The organism is Piezobacter thermophilus, assembly GCF_055386745.1.
In genome coordinates this window covers 25,810-51,867 of sequence record NZ_AP042380.1, presented here as the reverse complement: position 1 = coordinate 51,867, position 26,058 = coordinate 25,810, and the positions used below count along the sequence as shown (strand labels likewise).

The 26,058-nt window shown below is 67.9% G+C and carries 18 protein-coding genes; 8 read left to right on the top strand and 10 right to left on the bottom strand.

Annotated features, from left to right (window positions below; translation table 11 throughout):
• Positions 1-4: 4 nt before the first annotated feature.
• A complete protein-coding gene (gene pbpC / locus ACZ5CM_RS00230) occupies positions 5-2,047 on the bottom strand; it encodes a penicillin-binding protein 1C (protein WP_464640209.1) in 2,043 nt (680 codons plus the stop codon).
• Complete coding sequence (locus tag ACZ5CM_RS00225; protein ID WP_464640207.1) at positions 2,044-7,494, bottom strand: alpha-2-macroglobulin family protein; 5,451 nt, start codon at positions 7,492-7,494, stop codon at positions 2,044-2,046. Before ACZ5CM_RS00225 ends, pbpC begins: the two co-directional genes overlap by 4 nt.
• Positions 7,495-7,642: 148 nt before the next feature.
• Between ACZ5CM_RS00225 and ACZ5CM_RS00220 the strand changes: the two genes are divergently transcribed.
• Positions 7,643-9,961 carry a response regulator gene (locus ACZ5CM_RS00220; protein ID WP_464640205.1) on the top strand — a complete coding sequence of 773 codons (2,319 nt, stop codon included), beginning with the start codon at positions 7,643-7,645 and terminating at the stop codon, positions 9,959-9,961.
• Between the two features lie 79 nt (positions 9,962-10,040).
• On the top strand, positions 10,041-11,153 hold the full coding sequence (locus ACZ5CM_RS00215) for a CaiB/BaiF CoA transferase family protein (protein ID WP_464640203.1): 1,113 nt from the start codon (positions 10,041-10,043) through the stop codon (positions 11,151-11,153).
• Here the strand turns inward: ACZ5CM_RS00215 and ACZ5CM_RS00210 are convergent.
• The gene (locus tag ACZ5CM_RS00210) at positions 11,141-12,145 is read right to left on the bottom strand and encodes an asparaginase (protein ID WP_464640202.1); all 1,005 of its coding nucleotides are present in this window, start codon (positions 12,143-12,145) and stop codon (positions 11,141-11,143) included. The two genes, ACZ5CM_RS00215 and ACZ5CM_RS00210, sit on opposite strands and share 13 nt — an antisense overlap.
• A gap of 168 nt (positions 12,146-12,313) precedes the next feature.
• On the opposite strand from ACZ5CM_RS00210, the gene ACZ5CM_RS00205 reads away from it, so the two are divergent.
• The 3 genes from ACZ5CM_RS00205 to ACZ5CM_RS00195 all read left to right on the top strand — a co-directional run bounded on the left by ACZ5CM_RS00205 (position 12,314) and on the right by ACZ5CM_RS00195 (position 14,544).
• Positions 12,314-12,844: an invasion associated locus B family protein gene (locus tag ACZ5CM_RS00205; protein ID WP_464640200.1), complete on the top strand. Its 531-nt coding sequence runs from the start codon at positions 12,314-12,316 to the stop codon at positions 12,842-12,844.
• A gap of 160 nt (positions 12,845-13,004) precedes the next feature.
• Complete coding sequence (gene rlmN, locus ACZ5CM_RS00200; RefSeq protein ID WP_464640197.1) at positions 13,005-14,204, top strand: dual-specificity RNA methyltransferase RlmN; 1,200 nt, start codon at positions 13,005-13,007, stop codon at positions 14,202-14,204.
• Positions 14,205-14,334: 130 nt separating this feature from the next.
• Positions 14,335-14,544, top strand: coding sequence for a hypothetical protein (locus tag ACZ5CM_RS00195; protein WP_464640195.1), 210 nt, complete (start codon positions 14,335-14,337; stop codon positions 14,542-14,544).
• 44 nt (positions 14,545-14,588) lie between these two features.
• Here ACZ5CM_RS00195 and ACZ5CM_RS00190 read toward each other — a convergent pair whose 3' ends face one another.
• The 6 genes from ACZ5CM_RS00190 to ACZ5CM_RS00165 all read right to left on the bottom strand — a co-directional run bounded on the left by ACZ5CM_RS00190 (position 14,589) and on the right by ACZ5CM_RS00165 (position 21,589).
• The gene (locus ACZ5CM_RS00190) at positions 14,589-15,434 is read right to left on the bottom strand and encodes an LOG family protein (RefSeq protein ID WP_464640193.1); all 846 of its coding nucleotides are present in this window, start codon (positions 15,432-15,434) and stop codon (positions 14,589-14,591) included.
• Between the two features lie 245 nt (positions 15,435-15,679).
• A complete protein-coding gene (locus ACZ5CM_RS00185) occupies positions 15,680-16,780 on the bottom strand; it encodes a flagellar basal body P-ring protein FlgI (RefSeq protein WP_464640191.1) in 1,101 nt (366 codons plus the stop codon).
• A complete protein-coding gene (locus ACZ5CM_RS00180; RefSeq protein WP_464640190.1) occupies positions 16,777-17,784 on the bottom strand; it encodes a flagellin in 1,008 nt (335 codons plus the stop codon). The genes ACZ5CM_RS00185 and ACZ5CM_RS00180 overlap by 4 nt, the downstream gene beginning before the upstream one ends.
• A gap of 3 nt (positions 17,785-17,787) precedes the next feature.
• A complete protein-coding gene (gene flgK, locus ACZ5CM_RS00175) occupies positions 17,788-19,242 on the bottom strand; it encodes a flagellar hook-associated protein FlgK (RefSeq protein ID WP_464640188.1) in 1,455 nt (484 codons plus the stop codon).
• Between the two features lie 36 nt (positions 19,243-19,278).
• Entirely contained in the window at positions 19,279-20,580 is a 1,302-nt protein-coding gene (locus tag ACZ5CM_RS00170; RefSeq protein WP_464640186.1) for a flagellar hook protein FlgE, read from the bottom strand.
• 88 nt (positions 20,581-20,668) lie between these two features.
• Positions 20,669-21,589 (bottom strand): flagellar motor protein MotB, encoded by a 921-nt coding sequence (locus ACZ5CM_RS00165; RefSeq protein ID WP_464640184.1) that lies wholly within the window; start codon positions 21,587-21,589, stop codon positions 20,669-20,671.
• Between the two features lie 116 nt (positions 21,590-21,705).
• On the opposite strand from ACZ5CM_RS00165, the gene ACZ5CM_RS00160 reads away from it, so the two are divergent.
• Positions 21,706-22,926, top strand: a complete 1,221-nt coding sequence (locus ACZ5CM_RS00160; RefSeq protein ID WP_464640182.1) for an MFS transporter — start codon at positions 21,706-21,708, stop codon at positions 22,924-22,926.
• A 111-nt stretch (positions 22,927-23,037) separates the two neighbouring features.
• Here the strand turns inward: ACZ5CM_RS00160 and trhO are convergent, their stop codons facing one another.
• Positions 23,038-23,955, bottom strand: coding sequence for an oxygen-dependent tRNA uridine(34) hydroxylase TrhO (gene trhO / locus ACZ5CM_RS00155; RefSeq protein ID WP_464640180.1), 918 nt, complete (start codon positions 23,953-23,955; stop codon positions 23,038-23,040).
• Between the two features lie 97 nt (positions 23,956-24,052).
• On the opposite strand from trhO, the gene pncA reads away from it, so the two are divergent.
• Complete coding sequence (pncA, locus tag ACZ5CM_RS00150) at positions 24,053-24,646, top strand: bifunctional nicotinamidase/pyrazinamidase (RefSeq protein ID WP_464640178.1); 594 nt, start codon at positions 24,053-24,055, stop codon at positions 24,644-24,646.
• An 87-nt stretch (positions 24,647-24,733) separates the two neighbouring features.
• Positions 24,734-26,026 (top strand): nicotinate phosphoribosyltransferase, encoded by a 1,293-nt coding sequence (gene pncB / locus ACZ5CM_RS00145; protein WP_464640176.1) that lies wholly within the window; start codon positions 24,734-24,736, stop codon positions 26,024-26,026.
• The last annotated feature ends 32 nt before the right edge of the window (positions 26,027-26,058 follow it).

Here is a 26,058-nt window from a genome sequence, read left to right as displayed (position 1 = left end):
GCCGTCAATCCACGCGAATGGTTGCCCGGTCGGTCCGGCCGTCGGCATCGATGACCACCAGGGTGGTGAAACCTGTCCCCGGTGCGGGGATCTCGAATTCGCGCTGCCTTTGCCCGGTTGCCACCGGCCGGCCGTTTTCCAGCACCGTGTAGGGCGCGGTGCCGCCGCGCAGCTTGACCGGCACCACGCCGCCGGTATCGGCCAGCCGCGCACCGTCCGGGGGGAAGCTCAGCCGCACGGCATCATCCGGCCGGGAAAAGGCGGCATCGCGCGGCCGGAACCGGCGCAGCGGCGGCGGAAGCTCCGCATTGCCGGCGAACGGCACCAGGCGGGGCGGCGGCGGAAGCGGGTCGAAATCCGGCTTCAGCCGGCCAAAGGCTTCGAACAGCACCGGCGCGGCCATCTCGCCCCCGAAGGCGCCCGGAACCGGCGTGCCGTCGGCCCGGCCCATCCAGATGCCGATCACATGGGCACCGTCCCAGCCGATGGCCCAGGCATCCCGGTTGCCGTAGGAGGTGCCGGTCTTCCAGGCGATGCGGCCGGCGGGCGCCCCCGGCGGCGGCGCAAGCCCCGACAGGATGTCGCCCAGCTGCCATGCGGCAACGGCCGACATGATCCGCCCGCCCCGGCGCGCCGGAGTGTCCGGCGTCTCGCGCAGGATCGGCCCCCGCCCGCCCTCGGCCAGCGCGGCGTAAAGCTGGACCAGGTCGCGCAGGCTCAGCCCGACGCCGCCCAGCGCCACCGCCAGCCCCGGCACGCCCGACGGCAGGCGCGGCGCCAGCCCCGCCGCCCGCAACCCGGCCATCAGCCGGGCCGGGCCCAGCTCGTCCGTCAGCATCACCGCCGGCACGTTCAGCGACAGCCGCAGCGCATCGCGCACCCGCACATCGCCGCGGAAGCGGCCGTCGAAATTGCGCGGCGCGTAGCGGCCGAAGGTCATCGGCCCGTCGCGGATCAGCGTTTCGGGATGCACCAACCCTCGGTCGAACGCCATCCCGTAGATCAGCGGCTTGAGCGTCGAGCCGGGCGACCGGATCGCCCGCGTCATGTCCACGAAGCCCTGCCGCCCGTCGCTGGCCTCGTACCCGGCCGAACCGACCGAGGCGATGATCTCTCCGTTGCGGTGATCGGCAACGAGGATCGCGGCGGAAACCCGCGGCCCGGCCCGGCGGGCTGCCTCGCGCGCCAGGCGTTCAAGTGCCGCCTGAACCCCCGCGTCGATGGTGGTTTCGATCCGGTCGGCGCCGGGCCTGTCCGCCCGAAGCCGGTCGGCAAGATGCGCGGCCAGCTTCGGAAACGCGCGCATCCGGGTCGGAACGGGTTCGCGCCGTGCGGCCGCCACGGCCTCGGCGCCAAGGACGCCGCGCGCCTGCATCCGCGCAAGAACCCGGTTGCGCGCCGCCCGCGCGGCGTTGGGGTTGCGATCGGGGCGGCGGGTCTCGGGCGCCTGCGGCAACGCCACCAGCAGCGCGGCTTCGGCGGGGGTCAGGCGGGCGGGCTCCTTGCTGAACCACGCCAGCGCCGCCGCCCGCACCCCTTCGAGGTTGCCGCCATAGGGCGCGTGGGTGAGGTAGAGCGCAAGGATCTGCGCCTTGTCCAGCCGCCGCTCCAGCGCCAGCGCCACCCGGATCTGGCGCAGCTTGGCGCCCCAGCGTCCGGTGGGGCCGTCCTCGATCAGCCGCGCGACCTGCATGGTCAGGGTCGAGCCCCCCGACACCACCCGCCGGTTCCACGCCGCCTGACCCGCCGCCCGCAGCAGCGCCAGCGGATCGACCCCCCGGTGGTGGAAGAACCGCCGGTCCTCCCAGGCCAGCAGCATGGACACCAGCCGCGGATCGACCGCCCCGGCCCGCGGCGCCAGCCGCCACAGCCCGTCCCCGACCTGATAGGCGCGCAGCAATGCGCCATTGCGGTCGCGCAGCTCGGTCGAGGTTGCCGACAGCACCGGCGGCAAACGGGTCCGGTCCACCCAGCTGTCGAAAGCATCGCGCAACCCCGCCGCCGCGAACAGCAGCAGCGCGAAAAGAAGGATGCCGTGCCGCCTCATTCCCCGACCGTGACGCTGCCGGTTCCGGTCCAGGCGCGCAAGCGCGGGCGATACATGTCCTCGACCAGTGCCGCCGGCCGGTGGAACTTCCCGGGGCTGACGGCGCGGGCCACATAGGCCAGCGTCACCTCCCCGACCCCCGCCCGCAGGTCCACCGCCGCGAGGAACCGGTCGGTGCGGAACTCGGCATGCGCCGCCTCGCCTGGCGCCAGCCAGCCCAGCGCCGCCACGTCGCCCGAGCGCAGGAGGTTCGGGTTGTCGATCTCGATCCCGGCCGGCAGCGGATCGTCCACCATCAGCCGCGCCCCCTCCCGTTCGAGCGAGTTCACCTCGATCACGGTGACGAAGCGGTCTCCGACGGCGAACGTGGTCCCGTCAAGCGGCGTGCCGTCCATCGCGTAGTAACTGCGCGTGATGCGATAGCCCGCCCCGCCCGCCGGTGGCGGAATCCGGGGCACGCCCAGCGTCGTCAGCGTGATGTCGGTGGCGCGCCCGCCGGCGGTGGTGATCGTCATCTCGCCGGCCCGCCCGTCATCGGCCCGCACCCGAACGAAGGGGCCGGAGACCGCCTGCCCGTTCACGCGCAGCCCGGCGCGTTCGGGTTCGGACACCAGCGCGTTCGCCGCCAGCAGCGTCCACGCGCTTTCCTGGGTCGAACGTCGCCCCTGCCCCTGCCCCACCCGCAGCGCCAGCGCGTCGAGATCCACCGTTTCGCTTCCGGCCTCGGCGGCCAGCGCAAGCACTCCGGCCGCGTCCCGCAGCGCGGTTCCGTAATCGGCGCGCCACCGGGGCGATTCCCGCCCCTCGTCCTGGCGCTGAAGCATCTTCGCCGCGCGGCGGAACATCGCGTCGGCGCGGGTCCGGTCGCCATACATCGCCAGTGCCGCCCCCAGCTGCGCCGCCGCCAGCGGCGTGGCGAACGCGTCGCCCTTTGCGTCGGCGTAGTAGCGCAGATCCGCCATCGCCGCGGCCCCTTCGCGGGCCAGCACCATCAGCGCATAGGCGATGGCCTCGCCGCCGCGATCGAAATCCGCCGCCCGGTTGACGCTGTTGCGCAGGTTGTCCATCGCCTGGCGGAAGGGAAGGTCGGGCACGGCGTGACCGGCGGCGCGGGCGCGGGCGAGGAAGTCGCTCACATAGGCATCCAGCCACGGATCGCCGGAATCGGGCCGCCACAACCCGAAGGCCCCGTTGGCGGCCTGCCGGGTCAGGATGCGCGAGATCGTTGCGTTGATGCGCCGCCGGATCGCGGCGCCACTTCCCAGCCCCCCGGCCTGGGCCACCGATGACAGGTAAAGCAGCGGCAGCGCCTTCGAGGTCAGCTGCTCGGTGCAGCCATACGGGTAGCGGTCCAGCCGCGCCAGCAATCCCGGCACGTCGAATTTCGCCAGCGGCCCGGCCGACAGGATCGCCTGCCCGGTGCCGGGCCGGTAGCCCGCGAACACGTCGTCGGTGAACAGGAAACCATCCCCCGCCGCCAGCGAGAACCGCCGGGTTTCGGACACGACCGGATCGTTGGACCGAACGGTCAGGCGCAGCGCCTGGCGCAGCACCCGGCCATCCGGCAAGGTCAGGGACAGCGCGATTTCCGAATCTCCCGGCGCCAGCGCCGTGACCGGCACCGCGAATTCGCGACGGCCTCCGGGTTCAAGCCGGAACCCCCCCGGACCGGCCCCGAGGCGCAGCCCTTCGCCGCGCAGGCCAAGGTCGAGCCGCATCTCGCCCGCCGGCCCGTCGGCATGGGCAACGCGCAGCAAGATGCGCGACCGGTCGCCGGGGGCAAGAAAGCGCGGCAGGCTCGCCGTCACGACCACCGGGTCGCGCACGGTCATGTCGCGCGCGGCCTGCCCCACCGAGGAGCGGCTCCAGGCCACGGTCATCAGCCGCACGGTGCCGTTGAAGTCCGGCAGCTCGATATCAATCAGCGCCGATCCGTCCTCGCCCACCCGTACCGGGCCGCTGAACAGCGCCACCAGATCCTGCGTGGGCGGGGGAGACTGCATCCGCATCCCGCCCGCGCCATCGCCGCCCGAGCGCACCACGCCCATCGCCCCGTTCATGCCGTCGATCAGCCGGCCGTAGAGGTCGCGCAATTCGACCCCCAGCCGCCTTTGCCCGAAATAGTGCCCCTTCGGGTCCGGGCTCTCGAACCCGGTCAGGTTCAGGATCCCCAGGTCCACCGCCGCCAGCGTCAGCCAGACTGGCTCGCCCCTGCGGGCGCCGCCGACCGTCACCCGCACCGTCTGGGCCCGTCGCGGGCGGACCACTTCGGGGGCGTCGATCGCCACGTCCAGAACCCGGCCCTCGGGGGCGACCGATGCGTGCACCACGCCCAGGGCCCGGCCCGGGTTGCGCCTGGCCTGCCCGTCCAGGGGGCGGATCACGGTGGCCACCACATAGGCGCCCGCGCCCCACTCCGCCGTCACCGGCAGCGGGATCACGCTCTCGCCCGCCTTCACCGCCACCGCCCGGCGCGCGATCACCCGGTTCGACATGACCGTGATCAGCGCGGTGCCGCCCGCCCGCGGCACGATCCGCAACAACGCCGTGTCGCCGGGGCGATAGCTTTCCCGATCCAGCGACATCTCCAGCCGGTCGGGCGTGGCTGCGGCATCGGCCGCGCCGTACCAGCCGGCATCGAAGGCGATCGAAGCCGCCGCGAAATCGCCGTCCGTCCGCTCGACCACCAGTTCGTAGCTGCCCCAGTCCACCGGCAGGGAAAGGCGCAGCGGTGTGGCGTCCAGCGCGGTCTCGCCGGTTGCAACGCGGGTGCGGCGGGTGACCGGCTCCCATTCCCAGTTGCCGTAAAGCTGATACCACTGATAGCGCGTCTCGACCCGGTTGAGCGTCCACTTCACCCGCATCGGCATCGGTGCAAGCGTCGGCGCCAGGCCGATCACTTCAAAGGCGGCCTCGCCCCCTTCGGGCACGATGTCGTCGAACAGGGGCCGGATCCCGATCACCGGGCCCGCCGGACGGACCGGAGCAGTCAGGCCGCGTTCCACAGGCCGTGCTGATCCGTCGGCCAGGCGGGCGATGACAGTCGCCTCCAGCGGCTGGTCCCCGGTTTCCGGCTCGGGCAGCACCAGCGGCACGACTGCCCGGCCCTGCGCATCGGTGCGCAGGCCGCCGAACTGCTCGCTCACCTGTGCAACCGGCGCATCGTGCCGGCCAAAGCGGAAGCCGGGCCATGCCTCCACGCGGTCGGCCGCGCGAATCCTCACTTCACCCTCGACCTTCAGATCCGCCCCCGGTGCGCCGAACAGATAGCGCGCGTCAATCCGCAGCAGCGGCCGGTCGCCCAGCCGGATCGGTCCCGCGGGCAGGGCAAGGTCGAAATCGATCTGCTCGGGCAGGAAGTCCTCGACCAGGATCCGGCGGCTGGCCAGCGCCTCGGCCTCCGGGTCGGCCCTGATGTCGAGCCGCCAGGTGCCGCGCGGCACGTCGCTGCCAAGCGCGAAGTCGAACACATGCCCCCCGGCATTGCCCGCGCCCGAGATGCGCCGGGCATATTCGACGCCATCGGGACGCGAAAGCACCGCGATCAGCGGCAGTCCCTCGATGGCGGCGGCGGTGTCGTCGCGGGCCAGGGCCGTGGCGTAAATCGTTTCGCCCGCGCGATAGGCGCCGCGGTCGGTGGTCAGGAACACATCGACCAGCCCCGGCGCCGGCCGCCCCGCCACGCCCCGGTCCGAGAGATCGAAGGCCGGCTCGGTGAGCGACAGGAAGGCAATGTCCTCCTCCCCCTGTCGCGCCACGATCAGCGCCGGGGCCGCGCCCCCCGTCCCCCGCGTCAGGCCGGGTCCGAACACCGCGTGACCCTCGGTATCGGTTCGCGCCGTGGCGAGCACCGCATTGGCGCGCGAGATCAGGGACAGGGAGATACCTTCGCGGGGGGCGGCATCGCTCAGCCCGTGCACCAGAACATGCAGGCCGTCGGTCCCCGACATGGTGGACAGCCCCAGGTCGGACAGCACGAACCACTGGGTCGCGCTGGCCACGTCCCACGGATCGGTGCCGGGCACGCGGGCCGAAAGCGCATAGATGCCCGGCGGTTGCCCGGCGATCGCGTCGGTCAGCGGCAGGCGGGTCGTCACCTCGCGGTTCAGCTCACCGGCGATTTCGGCGCTGCCAGTCCAGATGTCTTCGCCGATCTCGCGGCCGAACCGGTCCTCCTGCCAGCGGGAGAGGGGCCGCCCGAACCAGCTGTCCTGAAAGGCGCGGATCAGGTTGCGATCGGACACGCGGCGCAGGCGCAGATCGATGCGGTCGGTGTTCACGGTCAGCACCGGCAGGGCGGCCTCGGCCGTGCGGGGCAGGACGTAGGAACGGCCGGGGAAGCGGACAATCGGTGCGCGGTCGCGCACGTAGTGGGTGATCTCGACATCCTTCGAAAGCGCTTCGCCGTCCGCTGCGGGCAGCCCGGCGCGGAAGGTCAGGCGATAGCGCACCCCGTGTTCGACCCCGCCCACGCAAAGCTGCCGCCCCTGCGCCTCGACCATCAGCCCCGGTGCGGGCAGGCGCAGGAAGGGTTCGTAGTCCACCGCCTTGTCCAGGCGCCCGGAAAACTCGGCGCAGATCCGCGGGGTTGCCGAGTCGCTCTCGACGGTGCTTTCGACGATGCGGAACCCGTACTTGCCAATGGCATCGTCCAGCATCACGTCGATATCGGCATCGGGCCGGATCGCCTGCGCCAGGCGCAGCGCGCCGATCATGTCGCGCCCGCGCCCTACCCGCTCGAGCGCCCGTGCCAGCACCACCAGCGCCTCGGCCCGGTCATCTCCGGTGGCGGCGCGCAGATAGGCGTTGGTTGCCGCCGCTACCGCGTTCCTGCGGTCGGTGTTGCGTCGCGCAATCTCTCGGGCCTCGATGGTCAGCAGGCGGCGGGCATATTCGGCCCACGGGCCCGACCGGTCGGACAACAGAGCCACTGCCGCCGCCGTCCAGTTCGCGGCAAGCCGGGCCTCGCCCCGGGCCGCCTGCGCGCGGGCGGCCTCAAGCAGCGTCGCCGGATCGCTTGCGTCCGGGGGATGGCGCAGGCCCAGATCGCGCGCAAGCGCTGCCGCGCCCGCAAGATCGCCCTCGCCCAGGAAGGTCAGATCGGCGGCCCGCTCCGCCCCGGCCCGCAGCACGGCCCGGTCGGTCGCGATCTTCCGGGCCGAGAACGCGCCCTCGTAAGGAACCCGGTCGCTCACCGCGCTCTTGGGGAAACAGGCGCGCGTGCGCGTGTTGTAGGTAAACGCGCCGCAGGATGCATCGGCCGAGCAGGTCCGGATGCAGCTTGGCAGGTCGGTATCGAACAGCGGCTCAAGATCGGAGCCGTAGAAATCGGTGTCCGGCGAGGCCAGGTAGCGGAATTCCGGTATCGCCCCCTGCGCGGAAAGCGCGGCCGGAAGGGCGGAAAGAACGACGAAAAGCGGGGCAATCAGGCGCATGAATCGGGGCATCTTGGTCTCCTCAATACCGTTCAGGGTCGCATGGTGCCGGCGATTCTGGCAACGCCGCATCCCGCCCGCCTTAATCTTCTGTTTACCGGCTGCGGGGATGCTGGCGCCCGCGACCACCATTCACGGGGCGAACAGCGGATTGACGGCCATGGAGCTTGCCGAAAAACTTGCCGCCGAACGGCGGGCACGGCTGGCGGCGGAACGGTTGCTGGAACTCAAGCAGGCGGAACTTCTGGCCGCCAACCGCAAGCTGGGCCTGCACGCGCTGGCGCTGACCCGGCAGATAGGCGAAACTCGGGCCGAGGTCGAAACCGTCCGGGACGAAGCCGAAAGGGTGCGCTCGGACCTGCACGCCGCCAACCGCAAGGTCGAGGTCGCCGAACGCCGGCTGTGGCTTTCGATCAGCGCCATTCCCGACGGCTTCGCTTTCTTCGATGCCGACAGCCGGCTGATCGCGGCCAACCCGGCCTATCTGGAATTCTTCGACGGGCTCGAAGAGGTGGCCCCGGGCGTCAGCTACATGCGCATCCTCCAGCTGCTGACCGACGAGGGGCTGATCGACACCGGGGATCTGGCCCCCGACGCCTGGCGCGCCATGATGATCGAGCGCTGGACGTCGCCCAATCCGAAGCCGGTGGTGATGCGCACCTGGAACGACCAGTACATCCGCCTGATCGACCAGCGCGGCCATGGTGGTGATGTGGTCAGCCTGGCGCTGAACATCACCGCCAGCGTCCGCTACGAGGAAGAGCTGAAGGCCGCCCGCGCGCGGGCCGAGGCCGCAAACCGCGCCAAGTCGGCCTTCCTGGCCAACATGAGCCACGAGATCCGCACCCCCATGAACGGCATCGTGGGCATGGCCGATCTGCTGGCCGAATCGTCTCTGGACGAGGAACAGAAGCTTTATGTCGATACCATCCGCAATTCGGGCGATGCACTGCTGGTCATCATCAACGACGTGCTCGACTATTCCCGGATTGAGGCCGGGCGGATGTCGCTGCACCCCGAACCCTTCGACTTGGAACGGACCGTTCACGAGGTGGCGCTGCTGCTGCAGCCGATGGCGCGGGACAAGGGGATCGACCTCGTGGTGGATTACGACCTGTTCCTGCCCACCGGCTTTGTCGGCGATCGGGGCCGCATCCGGCAGGTGCTGACCAACCTTGCCGGAAACGCCGTCAAGTTCACCATGCAGGGGCATGTTCTGATCCGGGTGACCGGGGTGCCGCAGGACGGGCGCTGCGCGGTGCACATCGCCATCGAGGACACCGGGATCGGCATTCCCGCCGACCGGATCGACCATATCTTCGGCGAGTTCAACCAGGTCGAGGATGAGCGCAACCGCCGCTTCGAGGGCACCGGGCTGGGACTGGCCATCTCGCGCCGGCTGGTGGAACTGATGGAGGGCACGATCTGGGTCGAAAGCGAAGAGGGCAAGGGGTCGTGCTTCGGCTTTCGGGTGGAGCTGCCGATGGCCGGGGGCGAGGATGCCCCCGACCCGCCCCTGCCGCAGGGGCCGGGGCACGTGCTGGTCGTGGCCGAACGGCCGATCAGCCGGGAAATCCTTTGCCGCCAGATCGGGGCGACCGGCATCCGCGTCACTGCCTGCGGTTCGGGGCAGGAGGCGCTGGAGCGCATGGATGACAGCGTCGAACTGGTGATCGGCGATCACCACATGCCGGGGATGGACGGGCTGGAACTTGCCGCTGCGCTGCGCGAGGGGGGGCGTTGGAAGGCGCCGGTGGTGCTGATGTCATCGAACCCTTCAGAGGTGGCGGCGGCGGTGTCCTCGGGGCTGATCCGGGGCGTGCTGACCAAACCGGTGTCGCGGGCGGCGCTGTTTGCCCGTCTGGCCGAGTTGCGCGGCGACGGCGCGGCCGCGCGCCCTGAAACTCTCGGAACCCGGTCGCCGGAACCTGCCCCGGCCGAAGCTGTGCCGCCCGAGGCGGAAGCAGCGGCTTCGCCCCCGGTGACCCCGCCCGCGCGGCCTGAACCCGGACCGCCCGCCCCGCCCGCGGCGCAGGACGGGGCACGGCCGCGCGTCCTGGTGGCCGAGGACAACCGCACCAACCAGCTGGTGTTCCGCAAGATGGCCGGGGGGCTCGAGATCGACCTGCATTTCGCCTGTGACGGGGCCCAGGCGGTGGCGGCATTCCGCGAAATCTCGCCCGATCTGATCTTCATGGACATTTCCATGCCCGGAATGGACGGCAAGCAGGCTGCGGCGGAAATCCGGCGGATCGAGGCCGAAGCCGGCGGGCATGTTCCCATCGTGGCTCTGACCGCCCATGCCATGGAGGGCGACGCGCAGGACATACTGGCCTGCGGGATCGACCGCTACATGACCAAGCCGCTGCGCAAGGCCGCGCTGCACGCGGTCATGGCCGAGACCCTTCCCGCCGCTGCGGCCGCGGCTGGCGGTGATTCCCCCAACCATCAGGCCGCGACCGGCGGTGGGCCGACATGACCGGGCCGCGGGTTGCGCCGGGCCGCGCGCGGGGCTAACCATCGCCCAAGGCGGGTGCCGCCAACCGGAAGGAGAGCCCATGACCCCCCTGCAAGGCCTGAAGGTCGTCGAACTGGCACGCATCCTCGCCGGGCCGTGGATCGGGCAGGCGCTGGCCGATCTGGGCGCCGAGGTGATGAAGGTCGAAAGCCCCCAGGGCGACGACACCCGCAGATGGGGCCCGCCTTTCATCGAACGCGACGGTGACCGCACCGCCGCCTACTACTATGCCGCCAACCGCGGCAAGACCTGCGTGACCGCCGATTTCCGCACCCCCGAGGGGCAGGCGAAGGTCGTCGATCTGGTGCGCGACGCCGACGTCCTGATCGAGAATTTCAAGGTGGGCGGGCTGGCCCGATACGGGCTGGACTATGACAGCCTTGCCCGGATCAATCCCCGGCTGATCTACTGTTCGGTCACCGGCTTCGGCCAGGACGGCCCCTATGCGGCGCGGGCGGGCTATGACTTTCTGCTTCAGGGCATGTCGGGGCTGATGTCGATCACCGGAGAGCCGGACCGGCAGCCGATGAAGGTCGGGGTGGCGATCACCGACATCGTGACCGGGCTTTACGGCGCCATCGGCATTCTGGCCGCTCTCGAACAGCGCCACCGCACCGGGCGGGGGCAGCACCTGGACATGTCGCTTCTGGATTGCTCGGTGGCGATGCTGGCCAACCAGACCATGAACTACCTTGCCTCGGGCATCAGCCCGACCCGGCTGGGCAACACGCATCCGAACATCGCCCCCTACCAGGTGGTGCCGGTGAAGGACGGCCATATCATCCTGGCGGTGGGCAACGATGCCCAGTTCCGCCGCTTCTGCGAGGTGATCGACCGCCCCGACCTGCGCGACGACCCGCGCTTTGCCAGCAATGAATCCAGGGTCGCCCATCGCGACTCCCTGACCGCCGAGATCGAGCGCTCCCTGGCAGGCCGCGAGGCGGGCGAAGTTCTGGCCGCGCTCGAGGATGCCACCGTCCCCGCCGGACCGATCAACACCATCGGCCAGGCCCTGAACGATCCCCAGATCGCCCATCGCGGCATGGTCATCCACCCCGAAGGCGTGCCCGGCCTGCGTGGGCCGTGGCGGTTTTCCGATGCCGAACTGGCGCTGGAACGCTCGGCGCCGACCCTGCCGCCTCAGAGCGGCTGAAGCAGATCGGCCGCCGGCCGGATGGCGCCGGTCGCGATTCCGCGCCGGTTCAGGATCGGCGCATTCACATATCTTCGCGCCGCATCCTGCCCGGGATCGAGCGCGCCCAGCGCGATCAGCAGTGCCGCAATCGCGCATTCGCTGGCCCGCGTGGCGCCGTCGGAGATCTTCAGCGCCACCCCCAGGCGGCGTTCGGGCAGGATCGCCACGAAGACGCCCTCGGCCCCGGTCTTGACCACCGCCCGCCCGCCCGCGGCCCGCATCAACACGGTGCAGGCGCGCCCCTCGCCGGCGACCAGTTCGGGATGCGCCGCCATCGCCCGCACCAGCCGAGCCGCCGCCCGGCTGGCGCTGCCCGACCGCCCGGCCGCGCCGGCAAACCACGCCATGGCGCGCGCCAGCCCGTGCAGCGTGGTGGCGAAATTGGGGGCCGAGCAGCCGTCGATCCCGAAACCGGGGCTTTCCTGCCCGGTCGCCTCTTCGAAGGCCGCGCGCACCGCCCTTTGCACGGGGTGGTCGATGTCTACATATTCCGGCCCGGCGCCCAGGTGCTTCGACAGCGTGAGAAACCCGGCATGCTTGCCTGAACAGTTGTTGTGATACTGGCAGGGGCGTGTGTCGGAGCAGATCAGGCGGGTGCGTTCCTCACGATCATTGGGCATCTGCGGGCCGCAACGCAGGTCGTCATCGGCCAGCCCCAGATCCGCCAGCCACGCCCGCACCCGCGCGGTGTGAATCATGGCGCCGTCATGGGATGCGCAGGCAAGCGCCAGCTGTTCCTCGCCAAGGCCGAAGGCATCTGCCGCGCCCGAGCTGAGCAGCGGCAGCGCCTGCACCATCTTGCACGCGCTGCGCGGATAGATCAGCGCCTGCGCATCGCCATGGGCTCGCAGGATGCGGCCGGCCTCGTCGCAGATCACCGCATGGCCCAGATGCAGGCTTTCCAGATAGGGGCCGCGCCAGATTTCGGCCATGGGCACGGGGTGAGTCATTCTTGCCTCTCGCATTGGCGGTTTCCTGCCAATCGCTCTTTCGCTGGTGGCGCTGGTTGGTCTATTGTGTCTATGTCGGCATTCGGCGGGGCACGCAAGAGAGACGGTCGGCCAAGGCCGCGCACCGCCGGGATATTGAGGTAAACGAAAGTCTGGGAGTCTGGACGAATGGGATCGAAACTCGCCCGCCTGATCGCGGGCCTGTGTCTGGCCGCGCTGGCCGCAACCTCTGCAACCGCTCAGGAAAGAAGCAAGAACCGCGTTGCGGCCGAGACCGACTGGAGCGTATTCGTCGAGAGCAACCCGAAGGAATGCTGGAGCGTCTCCGCCCCGAAAAAGACGGTCAACACCCGTGGTGGCAAGGTCGTTGCAGTGCGGCGCAGCGATATCCTGCTGTTCGTGTTCTTCCGCCCCGGCGAAGGGGTGAAGGGCGAGGTTTCGTTCACCGGCGGCTATCCCTTCGCGGCGGGATCGACGGTGGATCTCGATATCGACGGAACCCGGTTCGAGATGTTCACCAAGGGCGAATGGGCCTGGGCGAAGAATTCCGACGAAGACGCGAAGATCATCGCCGCCATGAAACGTGGCAAGCAGGCGGTCCTGACCGCCCGGTCCAAGCGCGGCACGCAGACCAGGGACACGTTTTCGCTGCTGGGGTTCACTGCGGCGGTCGAGGATGCGGAAAAGCGCTGCAAATAGCACCTGAACCGGTGCGATCTGTCCTGTCGTCTCGGGACCGGCCCCGAGGGGGCAGGCTGTGGCTGATCCGCGGTCGGGGTGTCGCGACGGGTTTGTTTTGAAATCGTCGCAAAACCCTGTATAGGGGCGGCCTGCCGCCGAAACCGAAGGTCCAAGTGCCATGCCCGCAGATGCAGATGCGCCGATCACCCAGGATGTCGTCACCATCCCCCGGGCATTGCCCGAGGGGCCGATCAACCTTGTCGGCCTGACCCGTGCGCAGCTGCGCGAGGTTCTGGTGGCCAATGGCACGCCCGAGCGGCAGGCGAACATGCGGGTCGGGCAGATCTGGCAGTGGATCTACCACTGGGGCGTGCGCGACTTCGATGCGATGACCAACCTGGCCAAGAGCTATCGCGCGCAACTTGCCGAGAACTTCGTGATCGAACTGCCCCGGGTGGTCAGCCGTCAGGTCAGCGCCGATGGCACCCGCAAGTATCTGGTGCGCATTGCCGGGGGGCACGAGGTCGAAACCGTCTACATCCCGGAAGAGGGGCGCGGCACGCTGTGCATCTCGTCCCAGGTCGGGTGCACGCTGACCTGTTCCTTCTGTCACACCGGCACCCAGAAACTGGTGCGCAACCTGACCGCGGCGGAAATCGTCGGGCAGGTGATGGTAGCGCGCGACGATCTGGGCGAATGGCCGGTGCCGGGCCGGCCAAAGGACGAAACCCGCCTGCTGTCGAACATCGTGCTGATGGGCATGGGCGAGCCGCTTTACAATTTCGAAAATGTCCGCGACGCGATGAAGGTGGTGATGGATGGCGAAGGCATCGCCCTGTCGCGCCGCCGGATCACGCTTTCGACCAGTGGCGTGGTGCCCCAGATCGCCCGTGCCGCCGAAGAGATCGGCTGCATGCTGGCGGTGTCCTTTCACGCAACGACGGACGAGGTGCGCAACCGGCTGGTGCCGATCAACCGGCGCTGGAACATCGAGGAACTTCTGGATGCCCTGCGCGCCTATCCGCGGCTGTCCAATTCCGAACGGATCACTTTCGAATACGTGATGCTGGACGGGGTGAATGACAGCGACGAGGACGCCCGCCGCCTGACCCGGCTGATCGCCGGCATTCCGGCCAAGATCAACCTGATCCCGTTCAATGAGTGGCCCGGTGCGCCCTATCGCCGGTCGCCTGAGGCGCGCATTCGCGCCTTTGCCGACATCATCTACAAGGCGGGCTATGCATCGCCCATCCGCACGCCGCGGGGCGAGGACATCATGGCCGCCTGCGGGCAGTTGAAATCCGCCACCGAACGCGCCCGCAAGTCGCGCCGAGAGATCGAGGCCGAGGCTGGCGTAACGGGTCTGACGTCGCGCTGAGCGCAGGTTCCGGGCCAAAGGGAGCCGAAACAATCTGGCCGTTCGCCCGGAAATTTCCCCAATTCGGAACCAAATTGGCCCCGATCAACAATCAGTCTCAAACCTGCATACAGGTTGCAGGAGAGAAACGATGGCACGGACTGATTTCGATCAAGGCATTGTCGAACCCCCGGTTCTGGAACTGATCCGCCGGGAAAGAAAGAAGGCGCTGAGCGCGCGGGAATGGAAATTCCGGTTGCGTGGATACGGGTACGCGATCCGCCAGATCGGGAATGCGCAGGTGGTGACGCGGCTGCCCCAGGGAACCGCGCTCGGGGTTCTGCCGGCCGGGCTGAACTGATCTGCGCCGGCGCCCGTGCCGGTGGCAGCTGTCGGTACGATGCGTCACGCCCGGTCCGGGATTTCATCGCGCGGCGGGGCGGGTTCCCAGCGGTCAATGATGTCGGCCGCTTCCTCGGCGGTTTCCACGAACCGGAACAGGTCGAGATCGGCCTTGGCAATCGTGCCGGCCTCGGCCAGGGCCTGCCAGTTGATGATCCGTTCCCAGAATTCGCGCCCGAACAGGAGGAACGGAACCCGCTTCATCCGCCCCGTCTGGATCAGGGTCAGGGATTCGAACATCTCGTCGAGGGTTCCGAAGCCGCCCGGGAACACGCAGATCGCGCGGGCGCGCATGAGGAAGTGCATCTTGCGGATCGCGAAATAGTGGAAATTGAAACACAGCTCGGGCGTGACGTACGCATTGGGCGCCTGTTCGTGTGGCAGGACGATATTGAGGCCGATGGAGATGCCGCCCGCTTCGGCAGCGCCGCGGTTGCCGGCCTCCATGACGCCAGGGCCTCCGCCAGTGCAGATGACGTGCTCGCGATTGCCGCTGGCGATGGATTTTTCCGTCATCATCCGCGCGAATTCGCGCGCTTCGTCATAGAAAGATGACAATGCGGCAAGCGTTTCGGTCCGCGCCTTGTGCCTGTGCGCGGGTTCGGGGATGCGGGCGCCGCCAAACATCACGATGGTGCTGAGGATTTCACGTTCATCCAGCAGCATCTCGGGCTTCAGAAGCTCCAGTTGCAGCCGAACCGGGCGCAACTCGTCGCGGCAAAGAAAGGCCTCGTCCGCAAAGGCGAGTCGGTAGGTCGGGGATTCGGTTTGCGGAGTTCGCGGTACCTGACTGGCGGTGTCCCTGTCGGTATGGGCGTCCCGGAACGCGCTCAGGCGATCGTCTCTCATCTGCGTTTCCCTCATCTTGCGCACCGCGCCAGCCATACCCGCTTCGACCCGTCGGGGCCAGACAGGAAAGCTTGCGGCCTTGAGGGCGCGTCCGCTGGCTGGCCCCGCGGGAACCCGCACACCGCGAATCCGGGTCGCGGGAAGCCCCTTCGACCCGCGTCGCGATACGCGTTCCGGGACGATGCGCCCTGCTCCGGCACCGGGCGGGGTGTGCCTTTTGGTAGCGATACGCTTCGAGCACCTCTTCATCGCAGGACCAGCTCGGCATGAAGGGCGCCAGCCGCCTTGAGATTCTTGAGAATGTCGATCATGTCGCGTGGCGAGACACCGAGGGCGTTCAGCCCCGCAATCACCTGTGAAAGCGAAGTGCCCTCGGGGACCTCCGCAAGCGAAATGCCCTTGTCCTTCTGGATCGACGCCCCGGTTCGCGGTACCACCACCGTATCGCCGGCCGAGAACGGGTTGGGCTGGACGGCGATGGGAGACTCTTCGATGCGCAAGGTCAGGTTCCCCTGCGATACTGCGACCCGCGACAGACGCACATCCGCGCCCATCACGATCGTGCCCGATCGCTGGTCGATCACGACCCGCGCCCTGAGCTGCGGCTCGACAAGGATGTTCTCGATGCGGCTGAGGGCGTGCGCCGTCGAAGTCATGCCAGTGGCGGCTATGTCGATTTCCACGGTTCCTGGATCCCGCATTACGGCGACGGGGCGCGCGAAGGCTCGATTGACGGCGGCTTCTATGCGGCTTGCAGTGGTGAAATCCGGATTGCGCAGGGCCAGTCGCACCGACTGCAGCGAGGACAGCTCGAAGTCGATTTCCCGCTCGACCCGCGCGCCCGAGGGGATGACCCCAGATGTGGGAACCCCCTGTACGACCGAGGCGGCCTGACCTTCGACCGATACACCGCCAGCCAGAACCGAGCCCTGCGCCACGGCATAGATCTGCCCGTCTGCCGCCTTGAGCGGGGTCATGATCAAGGTGCCGCCCAGCAGGCTCTTGGCATCGCCGATTGCCGAGACGCTCACATCGATCTGGCTGCCGGTGCGCGCGAAGGGAGGCAGCGTTGCGGTGACGAAGACCGCCGCCACGTTCTTCGGGCGAAACTGCTCGCCGGTCACGTTCACGCCGAGACGTTCGAGCATGTTCGACATGATCTCTTCCGTGAAGGGGGCGTTGCGAAGCCCGTCGCCGGTACCGTTGAGCCCGACCACGAGTCCATAGCCCACGAGATCGTTGCCACGCACCCCGTCGAATTCCACGAGGTCCTTGAGCCGCACCGGCGCGGACATCGCCGGGACGGGAAATGCCAGAGCCAGTACCAGGAGGAATGTGCGAATCATTCGAGAAACCTGACAAGTGAGAGGCGAGAGGCACGGGCGGTGACGGCATATATGCTTTCCAGCTGGAACTGTGCCTCCTGCAGGCGCGATGCCGTTTCATACGGGTCCGCCCCGATCAGGTCGTTGCGGGCCATTTCCAGGCTTGCGCGGGAGGAGGAGTTGCGGGCAGCAGTCTCTTCCACCCGGGACTCGATGAAACCGAGATCAGCGCGAATTTCACTCAGCCCGTCCTGAACAGCGAATAGCTTTTCACCCGCTCTGCGAAGCAAGGTGGCTTGAGCAGTCGCATCCGGCGCAAAGGCGGGGTCGGCCGCCAGCGCCGCCAGCGCCACGCCTTCGAGAACCACGCGCAGAGTCGGATTGTCGGCCCTCAGATCGACTGTGATCGTCTCGTCCGGGCCGATCCGGAAGGGCCCCAGAGCCTGGTTCGAGCCCGAATATACGACGGCTTCGAAACCGGTCGGGTCGTCGAACCAGGCTTCGACCGCGGAAATTACATCGTTCGCAGTGGTTGCGCCGGCGGCCGCGGCAGTCAGTCCTGCCATCAGCGTGTCGGCCGGTTGCAGCGGCGCCCTGTCGGTCGCCGTGCCTGCAAAAAGGCTGCGGCCCGAGGCCTGACCATTGAGAGCTGCCATGATCGTGCCCAGGTCTTCCCGTGCCTGTTGCGCGGCAAGATTGCGCTGGTGCGTCGGGCTGGTTTCGTCGATCTTTACCAGATCAGCTGCCAAGGCTGCGGAAACATCCTGCACATGGGCAAGGGAGGATTGTGCGCCGGCTGCGAAGAAACTGGCCTCTCTGGTGGCGAGCGCGTATCCTGCGAGGGCTTTCAGGCTGCGATCGATGTCGGAGAGGGCATCGACGCCGCCCCCGAGACGGCCGGGAATGTCCGAGATTCGCCCGGTGGCAAGCTCTTCGGTGAGCGTTTGCGCGGTTCTCTTCACATTTGTCATCTGCGTACGCAGCACCATGCCTTGTGCCAGATCGCCGATCGAAGTCATGGCCATGGGTCAGATCCTCAGCAGGGTTTGCATCATGTCGTCGACCGCCTGAATGATCCGGGCATTTGCGGAATAGGACTGCTCGATCAGCAGAAGGGTCTGCATTTCGGCATCGGTATCGACGCCCTGTTCCAGTTCCAGGCGGGACATTTCCGTTTGGGTGGCGGCGGCGAGGGCAAGGGCTTCGTCGGCAAGCTGGCTGCTGCCCGCAGCGCGGGATTGCAGGCTTGCGCCTGCGGCACCGGCACTCATGAGGCCGGTGCCAAGCCGATCGGACGACAGCGGCCTTTGTCCCGCCAGCGCGTCGGCGAGGGCGGACAGCAGGCGGGAATCGCCCGGCTCGCCGGGGTCGGGGGCGCCAAGGCCGGCGCGCAAACGCCAGCTCTGCCCCCCTTGGACCGGATCCGCCGCTGCGTTGAGCGAAAGGCGCTGGGACAGGCCGGTTTCCGCGGTGCCATCGAAATATGCGCCGGCATCCGTGAAGAGGCCGGGTTGTCCGGCAACAACCGTCGGGTCCGGGCCCGGTGCCTGGAATCGTTCCACGATGTCGCGCGCAAAGGCATCCAGGTCGGCCTGGGCCCCGACTGCCAGCTCGTCTCGGATGCGGAATTGCGCGGCCAGCGTACCGCCCGAGATGGGGCTCTGCACGGTTGAGGAGGTACGGACTTCCCGGCCGTTGATCTTCAGCCCCGAAAGGAGACCGTTTTCCACCGTCATCTGCGGTGCCGTCGTGCCTGTGGGCGTGAACTCGAACCGCGCCGCCGTTCCGTCCAGAAGAATCGCACCACCTTCGGAATAGAGCGCGATCTGCCCGTTGGGCCGGTCGAGCAGGCGGACCGGGACGATCCTGTTGACATCGTCGACCAGCAACTGGCGCTGGTCCATCAGGGCGGCCGCGTCCGAACCCGATGCCTGCGCCGCGGTGATCCGCGCGTTCAGCCGACGAATGCGGTCAAGCGCGGTATTCAATCTGTCAACCTGCCGACCGATTTCGGCGTCAGCGGAATCGCGGAGCTTGCGTATTCCTTCCGCGGCCGCGTTGATTGCGGTGACAAGGTCGCCAGCCCGCCGGGCAACTGTGTCGAGCCGCTGTTGCGAATCGGGGCGGCTGGTGGCCTCGATCAGGCTGGATTCAAGCGCGGCAACACGCATCGGAAGAGAGGCCGGATCGTCCGGCGCACCGATCAGGGTCTCGAGGCGAGAGGCGAACCCGGCCTCGGCCTCGGCTGCGCCGAGCCGGGCGTCGGCGGCGCGGCGGTTGGCGATTGCCACCGGATCGGCGTGCCGGACCACGCCGACCACGCGCACGCCCGAGCCGGCGTCCGCGTTGGATGACACGGCCAGGGAACGGCGGACATAGCCGGGCGTCATCGCGTTGGCGATGTTGTCGGACACCACGCCCGAGGCCCGCCTGGTGGCGACAAGACCGCTCATTGCGTTGTGAAGAGCTGATGAAAGGGACATCGTGAGAGACTCCCGTCGGGACGGTCAGGCGGCGGCCTAACGCTTGATGTTGGTGGTTTCCTGCAGCATCTCGTCCACGGTCTGGATCACCTTGGCGTTCGAGGAATAGGCCCGCTGCGTCTGGATCATCTCGGTCAGTTCATTGGCCACGTCGGTGGCCGATTCCTCGCGGGCATAGGACACGATGTCGCCCGTCGGTCCCTCACCGGCATCCCAGAGGAAATAGGTGCCGCTTTCGGGCGAGGGCAGATAGGTCTGCCGATCCAGCGCGACCATGCCGTTGGGATTGGGAAGATCGACCAGCGGTACCTTGTAGATCGTGCGGGTAATCCCGGTGTCGAAGAAGGCATGGACATAGCCGTTGGCATCAACCTCGACGCTGGTCATGTTGCCGACCGGAGAGCCGTCTTTCGAGATCGACACGGGGGCGAACCGGTCGGACAGCTGCGTAATGCCGTCGCTTTCGCCGATATTGCCGATGTCGATCTCGATCGGGCCGCCGGCGACATTGACGATCATGGTGCCGGTGGTCGTGTCATAGGTTCCACCGGAGATGGTGGTGACCGAGGCAAGCGTTCCGCCCGAGGTCCGGCTGTCGTCGAACCGGAGGACATATTCCCCGATCACCGCCCCGCCGGAAGCAGTATCACGCAGGGTCATTGTCCATTCGTTCGACGATCCGGAAGCGGGGATCGTGGGGACGAACTCGACCCGAATGCTCTCTGACGTGCCGAGGTTGTCGTAGTATTCGATGGACAGTTCCTGGCTGTCGCCGCTGGCCGTTGCGTCGGTTTCGGTCGCAGGCAGGTTGACGCCCAGCGACATGCGCGTGGTCGGTTCGCCCGAGAACTGGTTGACGTTGATCTGCACCGGTTCCAACCCTTCCGACGTGTCGCGGGGATAGCTGGGCACGGTACCGTCGGGCAGGGCCGGCCAGCCCAGAAGCACGAGGCCGGATTCGGAAGTCAGGATTCCGTTGGCGTCGGTGCGGAATGAGCCGGTTGTCGTCAGCAGCATCTGCGGGGCGCCATTGCCGGAGGCAACTTCGGTCGCGCTGGCGACGGGCAGCATGCCGCGGCCGCGAACGGCAAGATCGGTGGGGTTTGAGGTGGACACGAGCGGCCCGCGCTCGTCGATCAGGCGTTGCGTGGTGGCCCGCGTTCCGCCCGCCGAATAGGTGCCGCCGGATGACGAGATGACCATGGAGTGGAAATCGGTCTGCACCCTCTTGTAACCGTAGGTCGAGGAGTTCGCGATATTGTCGGAAATCGACGCCAGCCGGGTGGCATTCGCGGACAGCCCGGCAACCCCGGCATTGAGCGAGGAGGATATCGTCATGGGCAAGCCTTTCTGCTGCATCAATCCAAGATCGGTGCAACTGGTAGCGTGCGCAGACTTAACATCCGGCTAACGGATAAAATGCTTTCTATCGAACGTCGTTTCGCAGAAGGATCACCTCGATTCGGTTGTTGCGGACCGACATCGGGTCCGGGACGGCGGGTTTGCGGTCCGCGTGACCGGTGACGCGGCGGATGCGTTTCGGCGCAAATCCTGCCGATTCAAGCAGTTCACGGACTCTGCCGGCCCTGGTAGCCGACAGTTCCCAGACCGGATTTTCCGCCTGAACGATCGGTCGCGCCCGGGTATGGCCTTCGATTGCCGCGCCGTTCGGCACCAGAGCCGCGGCCTCGGAAACGGTCTGGGCCAGCGCGCCGAGCAGAGGGGTCGGTCGGTTCGAATCGGGTTCGAACAGCGCCGCGTCTTCGGTATCGAACAACTCGATCACCAGCCCTTCGTCGGTAACCCGCGTGGCGATGTGCTTGCGGATGCGATCATCCATCAGGCTGTCGCCGCCGCGGCCCGAGAGGGCCTTTTCGACCTCGCGGAGCGTCGCGTCCGTTTCGGAGCCGTCGTCGGCAAGCCCCAGATTGCCCCGCGCGGCATTCCCTTCGGTCGGGGCCTGCGCCGAGGCGCCGGTTCCCGAATACAGAAGGGACTCTTCGGAATAGAGGCTGTCGCCGCCGAACGCCCCCGAACCGCCGCCCGATTCGCGGCTGATCGGGACCGAGGGCGAAAAGTAGTCCGCCAGCCCCTTGCGCTGTTTTTCAGTCGTTGCGTTCAGCAGCCACATCAGCATGAAGAAGGCCATCATCGCCGTCACGAAGTCGGCATAGGCGACTTTCCAGGCGCCGCCGTGATGACCGTCGCCGCCTGAAACCTTCTTGCGCTTGATGATGACTGGCGCGGCGTTTGTCGGCGCACCCATCTCCACCACCTTTTTCTCACCCGGCGTCATGGGTAGCAGGGGGCGCGTTAAGGCGGGATTAACGGGTAAAATTGCAGGCAATGGAGAGGGCGCGGAATTCTTCGCTGCAGTGTGCCATGCCTGGCGGCTGCCGGAGCATCGTGGCCGGAGTGGCATTTTCGCTGGGCAAGCGCGATTTCACGCCATAGCGTGCCGGCATGACCGATGCCGAGATTCACGACAGCCGATATTCGTGGTTCCGCCTGATCGTCACGCTGGCCATTGCCACCGTGGCCAATGTGGGCATGTGGGCCGTCATCGTCGTCATGCCCGCGGTCGAGGCGGAATTCGGCGCCAGCCGGGCCGAGGCATCCATGCCCTATACCCTGACCATGCTGGGCTTTGCCGCCGGCAATTTCGTGATCGGGCGGCTGGTGGACCGGCTGGGCGTGACGCTGGCGCTGATTGTGGCGGCTGGGGTGAGCGCGACGGGGTTCGGGCTGGCCACGCTGGCGCCGTCCATGCCGGTTCTGTCGGCGGCGCATTTCGTTCTGGGGCTGGGCACGGCGGTGGGTTTCGGGCCGCTGATCGCGGACATCTCGCACTGGTTCCTGCGCCGGCGCGGAATCGCGGTGGCGCTGGTGGCCAGCGGCAACTACATCTCGGGGGCGTTCTGGCCGATGGTGCTTTCGGGGATGCTGGCCGGAAGCGGCTGGCGGCAGGTCTATTTCACGCTGGCGCTGGTGTCGCTGGCGGTCCTGATCCCGCTGTCGCTGCTGCTACGCCGGCGGGTTTCGGCGGCAGCGCATGGCCGGGCCGAGGCGGCATCGGCCCTGAAGGCGAAAACGGTGGGAATCGCGCCGCGGCGGTTGCAGTGGCTGCTCGGGCTGGCGGGGATCGGCTGCTGCGTGGCGATGTCGATGCCGCAGGTGCATATCGTCGCCTACTCGGTGGGCCTCGGCTACGGCCCGGCCGCCGGGGCACAGATGCTGTCGCTGATGCTGCTTGGAGGGGTGGTCAGCCGGATCGCTTCCGGCTTTCTGGCGGATCGGCTGGGCGGGGTGGCGACGCTGCTGATCGGTTCGATGCTGCAGGCGGTCGCGCTTGTGCTCTACCTGCCGTGGAGCGGGATGGCTGCCCTGTATGCGGTCAGTGCGATCTTCGGTCTGGCGCAGGGCGGGATCGTGCCGAGCTATGCGCTGGTGGTTCGGGAATACATGCCCGCGCGCGAGGCCGGGGCGCGGGTGGGTTTCGTCATGATGATGACGATCCTGGGCATGGCGCTGGGCGGGTGGATGTCGGGCTGGATCTATGACGCGACCGGATCATACAGCTGGGCCTTCGTGAACGGTATCGGGTGGAACCTGATGAACATTGCCATCATCGGCACCCTTCTGGCCCGGTCGCGGCCTCGGCATCCGGGGATGGTGGCGGCCTGATTGCTGCCTGAGCCCTTGCGCGCGCGTGGCCGGCGGCGGGGGCGGGGGGCGCTGCCCCCGTCGCCCGTGCCGGGCGACTCCCCCGGAGTATTTTGGGCAAGAGGAAGGGGATCAGAGTCCCGCCCCGTGGGCGATGCCGTGCGCGGTGCCGCGGCGGCGGGCGCGTTCGATCTGGCGCTGGCGTTCGCGGAAGCGCGCCTTGTCCGCGTCGGAGGTCTCATTGAAGCACAGGTGGCAGGATACGCCTTCCTCGTAATGCGGGTGACTGCGGTCCTGCGGCAGGATGGGGCGTCGGCATCCGTGGCACAGGACATGCGGTCCGGGGCGCAGGCCATGACCGACGCTTACTCGCCGGTCGAATACGAAGCATTGGCCACGCCAGGCGCTCTGTTCGGGCGGGATCTCTTCGAGATAGCGGAGGATGCCGCCCTTGAGGTGCCAGACTTCCTCGAGTCCCTGCCCGAGCAGCCAGTTGGTCGATTTTTCGCAGCGGATGCCGCCGGTGCAGAACATGGCGATGCGCTTGTTGTGAAAGCGGTCGCGGTTGACCTGCCACCATGCGGGGAAGTCGCGGAAGGTGGCGGTTTTCGGGTTGATGGCGCCCTTGAAGGTGCCGATGGCCACTTCGTAGTCGTTGCGGGTATCGATCACCACCACGTCGGGCGCGCGGATCAGATCGTTCCAGTCGCGTGGCTCCACATAACGGCCGGTGCGGGCGCGCGGATCCACGTCCGGCCGGCCGAGGGTGACGATTTCCTTCTTGAGCCGGACCTTCATGCGCGCGAAGGGCGGTGCATCGGCGGTTGCTTCCTTCCACTCCAGGTCGGCGCAGCCGGGAAGGGCGCGGATATGGGCCAGCACCGCCTCGATCCCGGCACGCGGGCCGGCGATGGTGCCGTTGATGCCCTCGCGCGCGAGCAGCAGCGTACCTTTCACCCCGTTGCGCCGGCACAGATCGGACAGCGGTGTGCGCAGGGCGGCGGGATCGTCGAAGCGGGTGAAGTGATAGAGCGCGGCGATGGTATGCATGCGGTGTGGTCTAGTCGCCGCGGCCGCGCGCCACAAGGCCCCGCATTGACGTGGCCGGATGCGCCGCCTACCGATAGGGAAAGGAAGGAGCCCGCGCATGTCGACTGCCCTGATCGTGATCGATGTTCAGAACGACTTCTGCCCCGGCGGCGCGCTTGCCGTGCCGGGCGGCGACGAAGTGGTGGCGCCCATCAACGCGATGATGGATGATTTCGACGCGGTGATCCTGACGCAGGACTGGCACCCGGCGGGGCATTCCTCCTTCGCCTCCTCGCATCCGGGGCAGGAGCCCTTCTGGGTGATCGACATGCCCTATGGTCCGCAGGTGCTGTGGCCCGATCACTGCGTTCAGGGAAGCGAGGGCGCCGCGTTTCACCCCGGCCTGCGCAGTGATGGCGACCTGATCCTGCGCAAGGGGTTCAACCGCGAAATCGACAGCTATTCGGCCTTTTTCGAGAACGACCGCTCCACGCCGACGGGGCTCGAGGGCTATCTTCGCACACGCGGCATCGACCGGCTGACGCTGGTCGGGCTGGCCGCCGATTTCTGCGTCCACTATTCGGCCGTGGACGCGGCACGGCTGGGTTTCGACGTGGCCGTGCGGATGCAGGCCTGCCGGGCGATCGACCTCGACGGGTCGCTGGCGGCGGCTGTCGAGGCGATGAAGGCCGCGGGGGTGAGCCTGGAATGACACCGCAGCCGCGCCGGGTGCCGGTCGGCCGGACAGCCCGCCGCATCCGACGCACCAGCAAACGAAACACAACCCGAGAGGCCGCGCATGGTCGATATCGCCACCCGCGTCTGGAACCACAAGTGGAAGATCGACCCGATCGTGCGGTCGCTGATCGACACCGACTTCTACAAGCTGCTCATGTGCCAGTCGGTGTTCCGCAACCGGCCCGATACCACCGTCACCTTCAGCCTCATCAACCGCAGCCGGCACATCCGCCTGGCCGACCTGATCGACGAGGGCGAGTTGCGCGAGCAGCTCGACCATATCCGCACGCTGCGACTGACCCGCGGCGAGAGCACCTGGCTGCGCGGCAACATGTTCTACGGCAAGCGCCAGATGTTCCGCCCCGACTTCATGGAGTGGTTCGAGAACCTGACGCTTCCGCCCTACCACCTGGAAAAGCGTGACGGTCAGTATGAACTGACCTTCGAGGGCAAATGGCCCGAGGTGATGCTATGGGAAATTCCCGCGCTGGCGGTGCTGATGGAGCTGCGCGGGCGGACGGTCCTGAACCGCATGCGCCGGTTCGAACTGCAGGTACTCTACGCCCGCGCGATGACGAAGCTGTGGGAAAAGGTCGAAAGGCTGCGCCGAGTCGAGGGGATCAAGATCGCCGACTTCGGTACCCGGCGGCGCCACTCCTTTCTCTGGCAGGACTGGTGCGTCCAGGCCATGACCGAAGGGCTGGGGGAAGGCTTCGTCGGCACCTCGAACTGCCTGATCGCCAAGAACCGTGATCTCGAGGCGATCGGTACCAATGCCCATGAACTGCCGATGGTCTACGCGGCACTGGCCGACAGCGACGAGGAACTGGCCCGCGCGCCCTACGAGGTCCTGCAGGACTGGCACGACGAACACGAAGGCAACCTGCGGATCATCCTGCCCGACACCTTCGGAACGAAGGGATTTCTCGAACGCGCCCCCGACTGGCTGGCCAGCTGGACCGGCATCCGCATCGACAGCGGCGACCCGGTGGAAGGCGCCGAAACCGCCATCGCCTGGTGGAAATCGCGGGGCGAAGATCCCCGGAAAAAGCGCATCATCTTCTCCGACGGGCTGGACGTGGACCGCATCCTCGACCTGCACCGGCGCTTTGCCCACCGGGCGATGGTGTCGTTCGGCTGGGGCACGCTGCTGACCAACGACTTCCGCGGCCTGACCGAAGACGACGCGCTGGCGCCCTTCAGCCTCGTCTGCAAGGCGGTGGCGGCCAATGGCCGCCCGACGGTGAAACTCTCCGACAACCCCGAAAAGGCCATGGGCCCGCCCGAAGAAATCGCCCGCTACAAACGGGTCTTCGGGGTCGGAGAGCAAAAGCGGATCCGGGTCGAAGTGTAGTGCCCCGCTCCTGTCTCTCTTCCTCTTGCTCC

Bases quoted from the DNA above. Each gene is read 5' to 3' on its own strand.
- ACZ5CM_RS00225 (WP_464640207.1), bottom strand. From the start codon at position 7,494: ATGCCCCGATTCATGCGCCTGATTGCCCCGCTTTTCGTCGTTCTTTCC.
- ACZ5CM_RS00210 (WP_464640202.1), bottom strand. From the start codon at position 12,145: ATGACTCACCCCGTGCCCATGGCCGAAATCTGGCGCGGCCCCTATCTG.
- ACZ5CM_RS00190 (WP_464640193.1), bottom strand. From the start codon at position 15,434: ATGAGAGACGATCGCCTGAGCGCGTTCCGGGACGCCCATACCGACAGG.
- trhO (WP_464640180.1), bottom strand. From the start codon at position 23,955: ATGCATACCATCGCCGCGCTCTATCACTTCACCCGCTTCGACGATCCC.
- ACZ5CM_RS00205 (WP_464640200.1), top strand. From the start codon at position 12,314: ATGGGATCGAAACTCGCCCGCCTGATCGCGGGCCTGTGTCTGGCCGCG.
- ACZ5CM_RS00160 (WP_464640182.1), top strand. From the start codon at position 21,706: ATGACCGATGCCGAGATTCACGACAGCCGATATTCGTGGTTCCGCCTG.
- ACZ5CM_RS00170 (WP_464640186.1), bottom strand. From the start codon at position 20,580: ATGACGATATCCTCCTCGCTCAATGCCGGGGTTGCCGGGCTGTCCGCG.
- pncB (WP_464640176.1), top strand. From the start codon at position 24,734: ATGGTCGATATCGCCACCCGCGTCTGGAACCACAAGTGGAAGATCGAC.
- ACZ5CM_RS00180 (WP_464640190.1), bottom strand. From the start codon at position 17,784: ATGGCCATGACTTCGATCGGCGATCTGGCACAAGGCATGGTGCTGCGT.
- ACZ5CM_RS00185 (WP_464640191.1), bottom strand. From the start codon at position 16,780: ATGATTCGCACATTCCTCCTGGTACTGGCTCTGGCATTTCCCGTCCCG.
- pncA (WP_464640178.1), top strand. From the start codon at position 24,053: ATGTCGACTGCCCTGATCGTGATCGATGTTCAGAACGACTTCTGCCCC.
- pbpC (WP_464640209.1), bottom strand. From the start codon at position 2,047: ATGAGGCGGCACGGCATCCTTCTTTTCGCGCTGCTGCTGTTCGCGGCG.
- rlmN (WP_464640197.1), top strand. From the start codon at position 13,005: ATGCCCGCAGATGCAGATGCGCCGATCACCCAGGATGTCGTCACCATC.
- ACZ5CM_RS00195 (WP_464640195.1), top strand. From the start codon at position 14,335: ATGGCACGGACTGATTTCGATCAAGGCATTGTCGAACCCCCGGTTCTG.
- flgK (WP_464640188.1), bottom strand. From the start codon at position 19,242: ATGTCCCTTTCATCAGCTCTTCACAACGCAATGAGCGGTCTTGTCGCC.
- ACZ5CM_RS00220 (WP_464640205.1), top strand. From the start codon at position 7,643: ATGGAGCTTGCCGAAAAACTTGCCGCCGAACGGCGGGCACGGCTGGCG.
- ACZ5CM_RS00215 (WP_464640203.1), top strand. From the start codon at position 10,041: ATGACCCCCCTGCAAGGCCTGAAGGTCGTCGAACTGGCACGCATCCTC.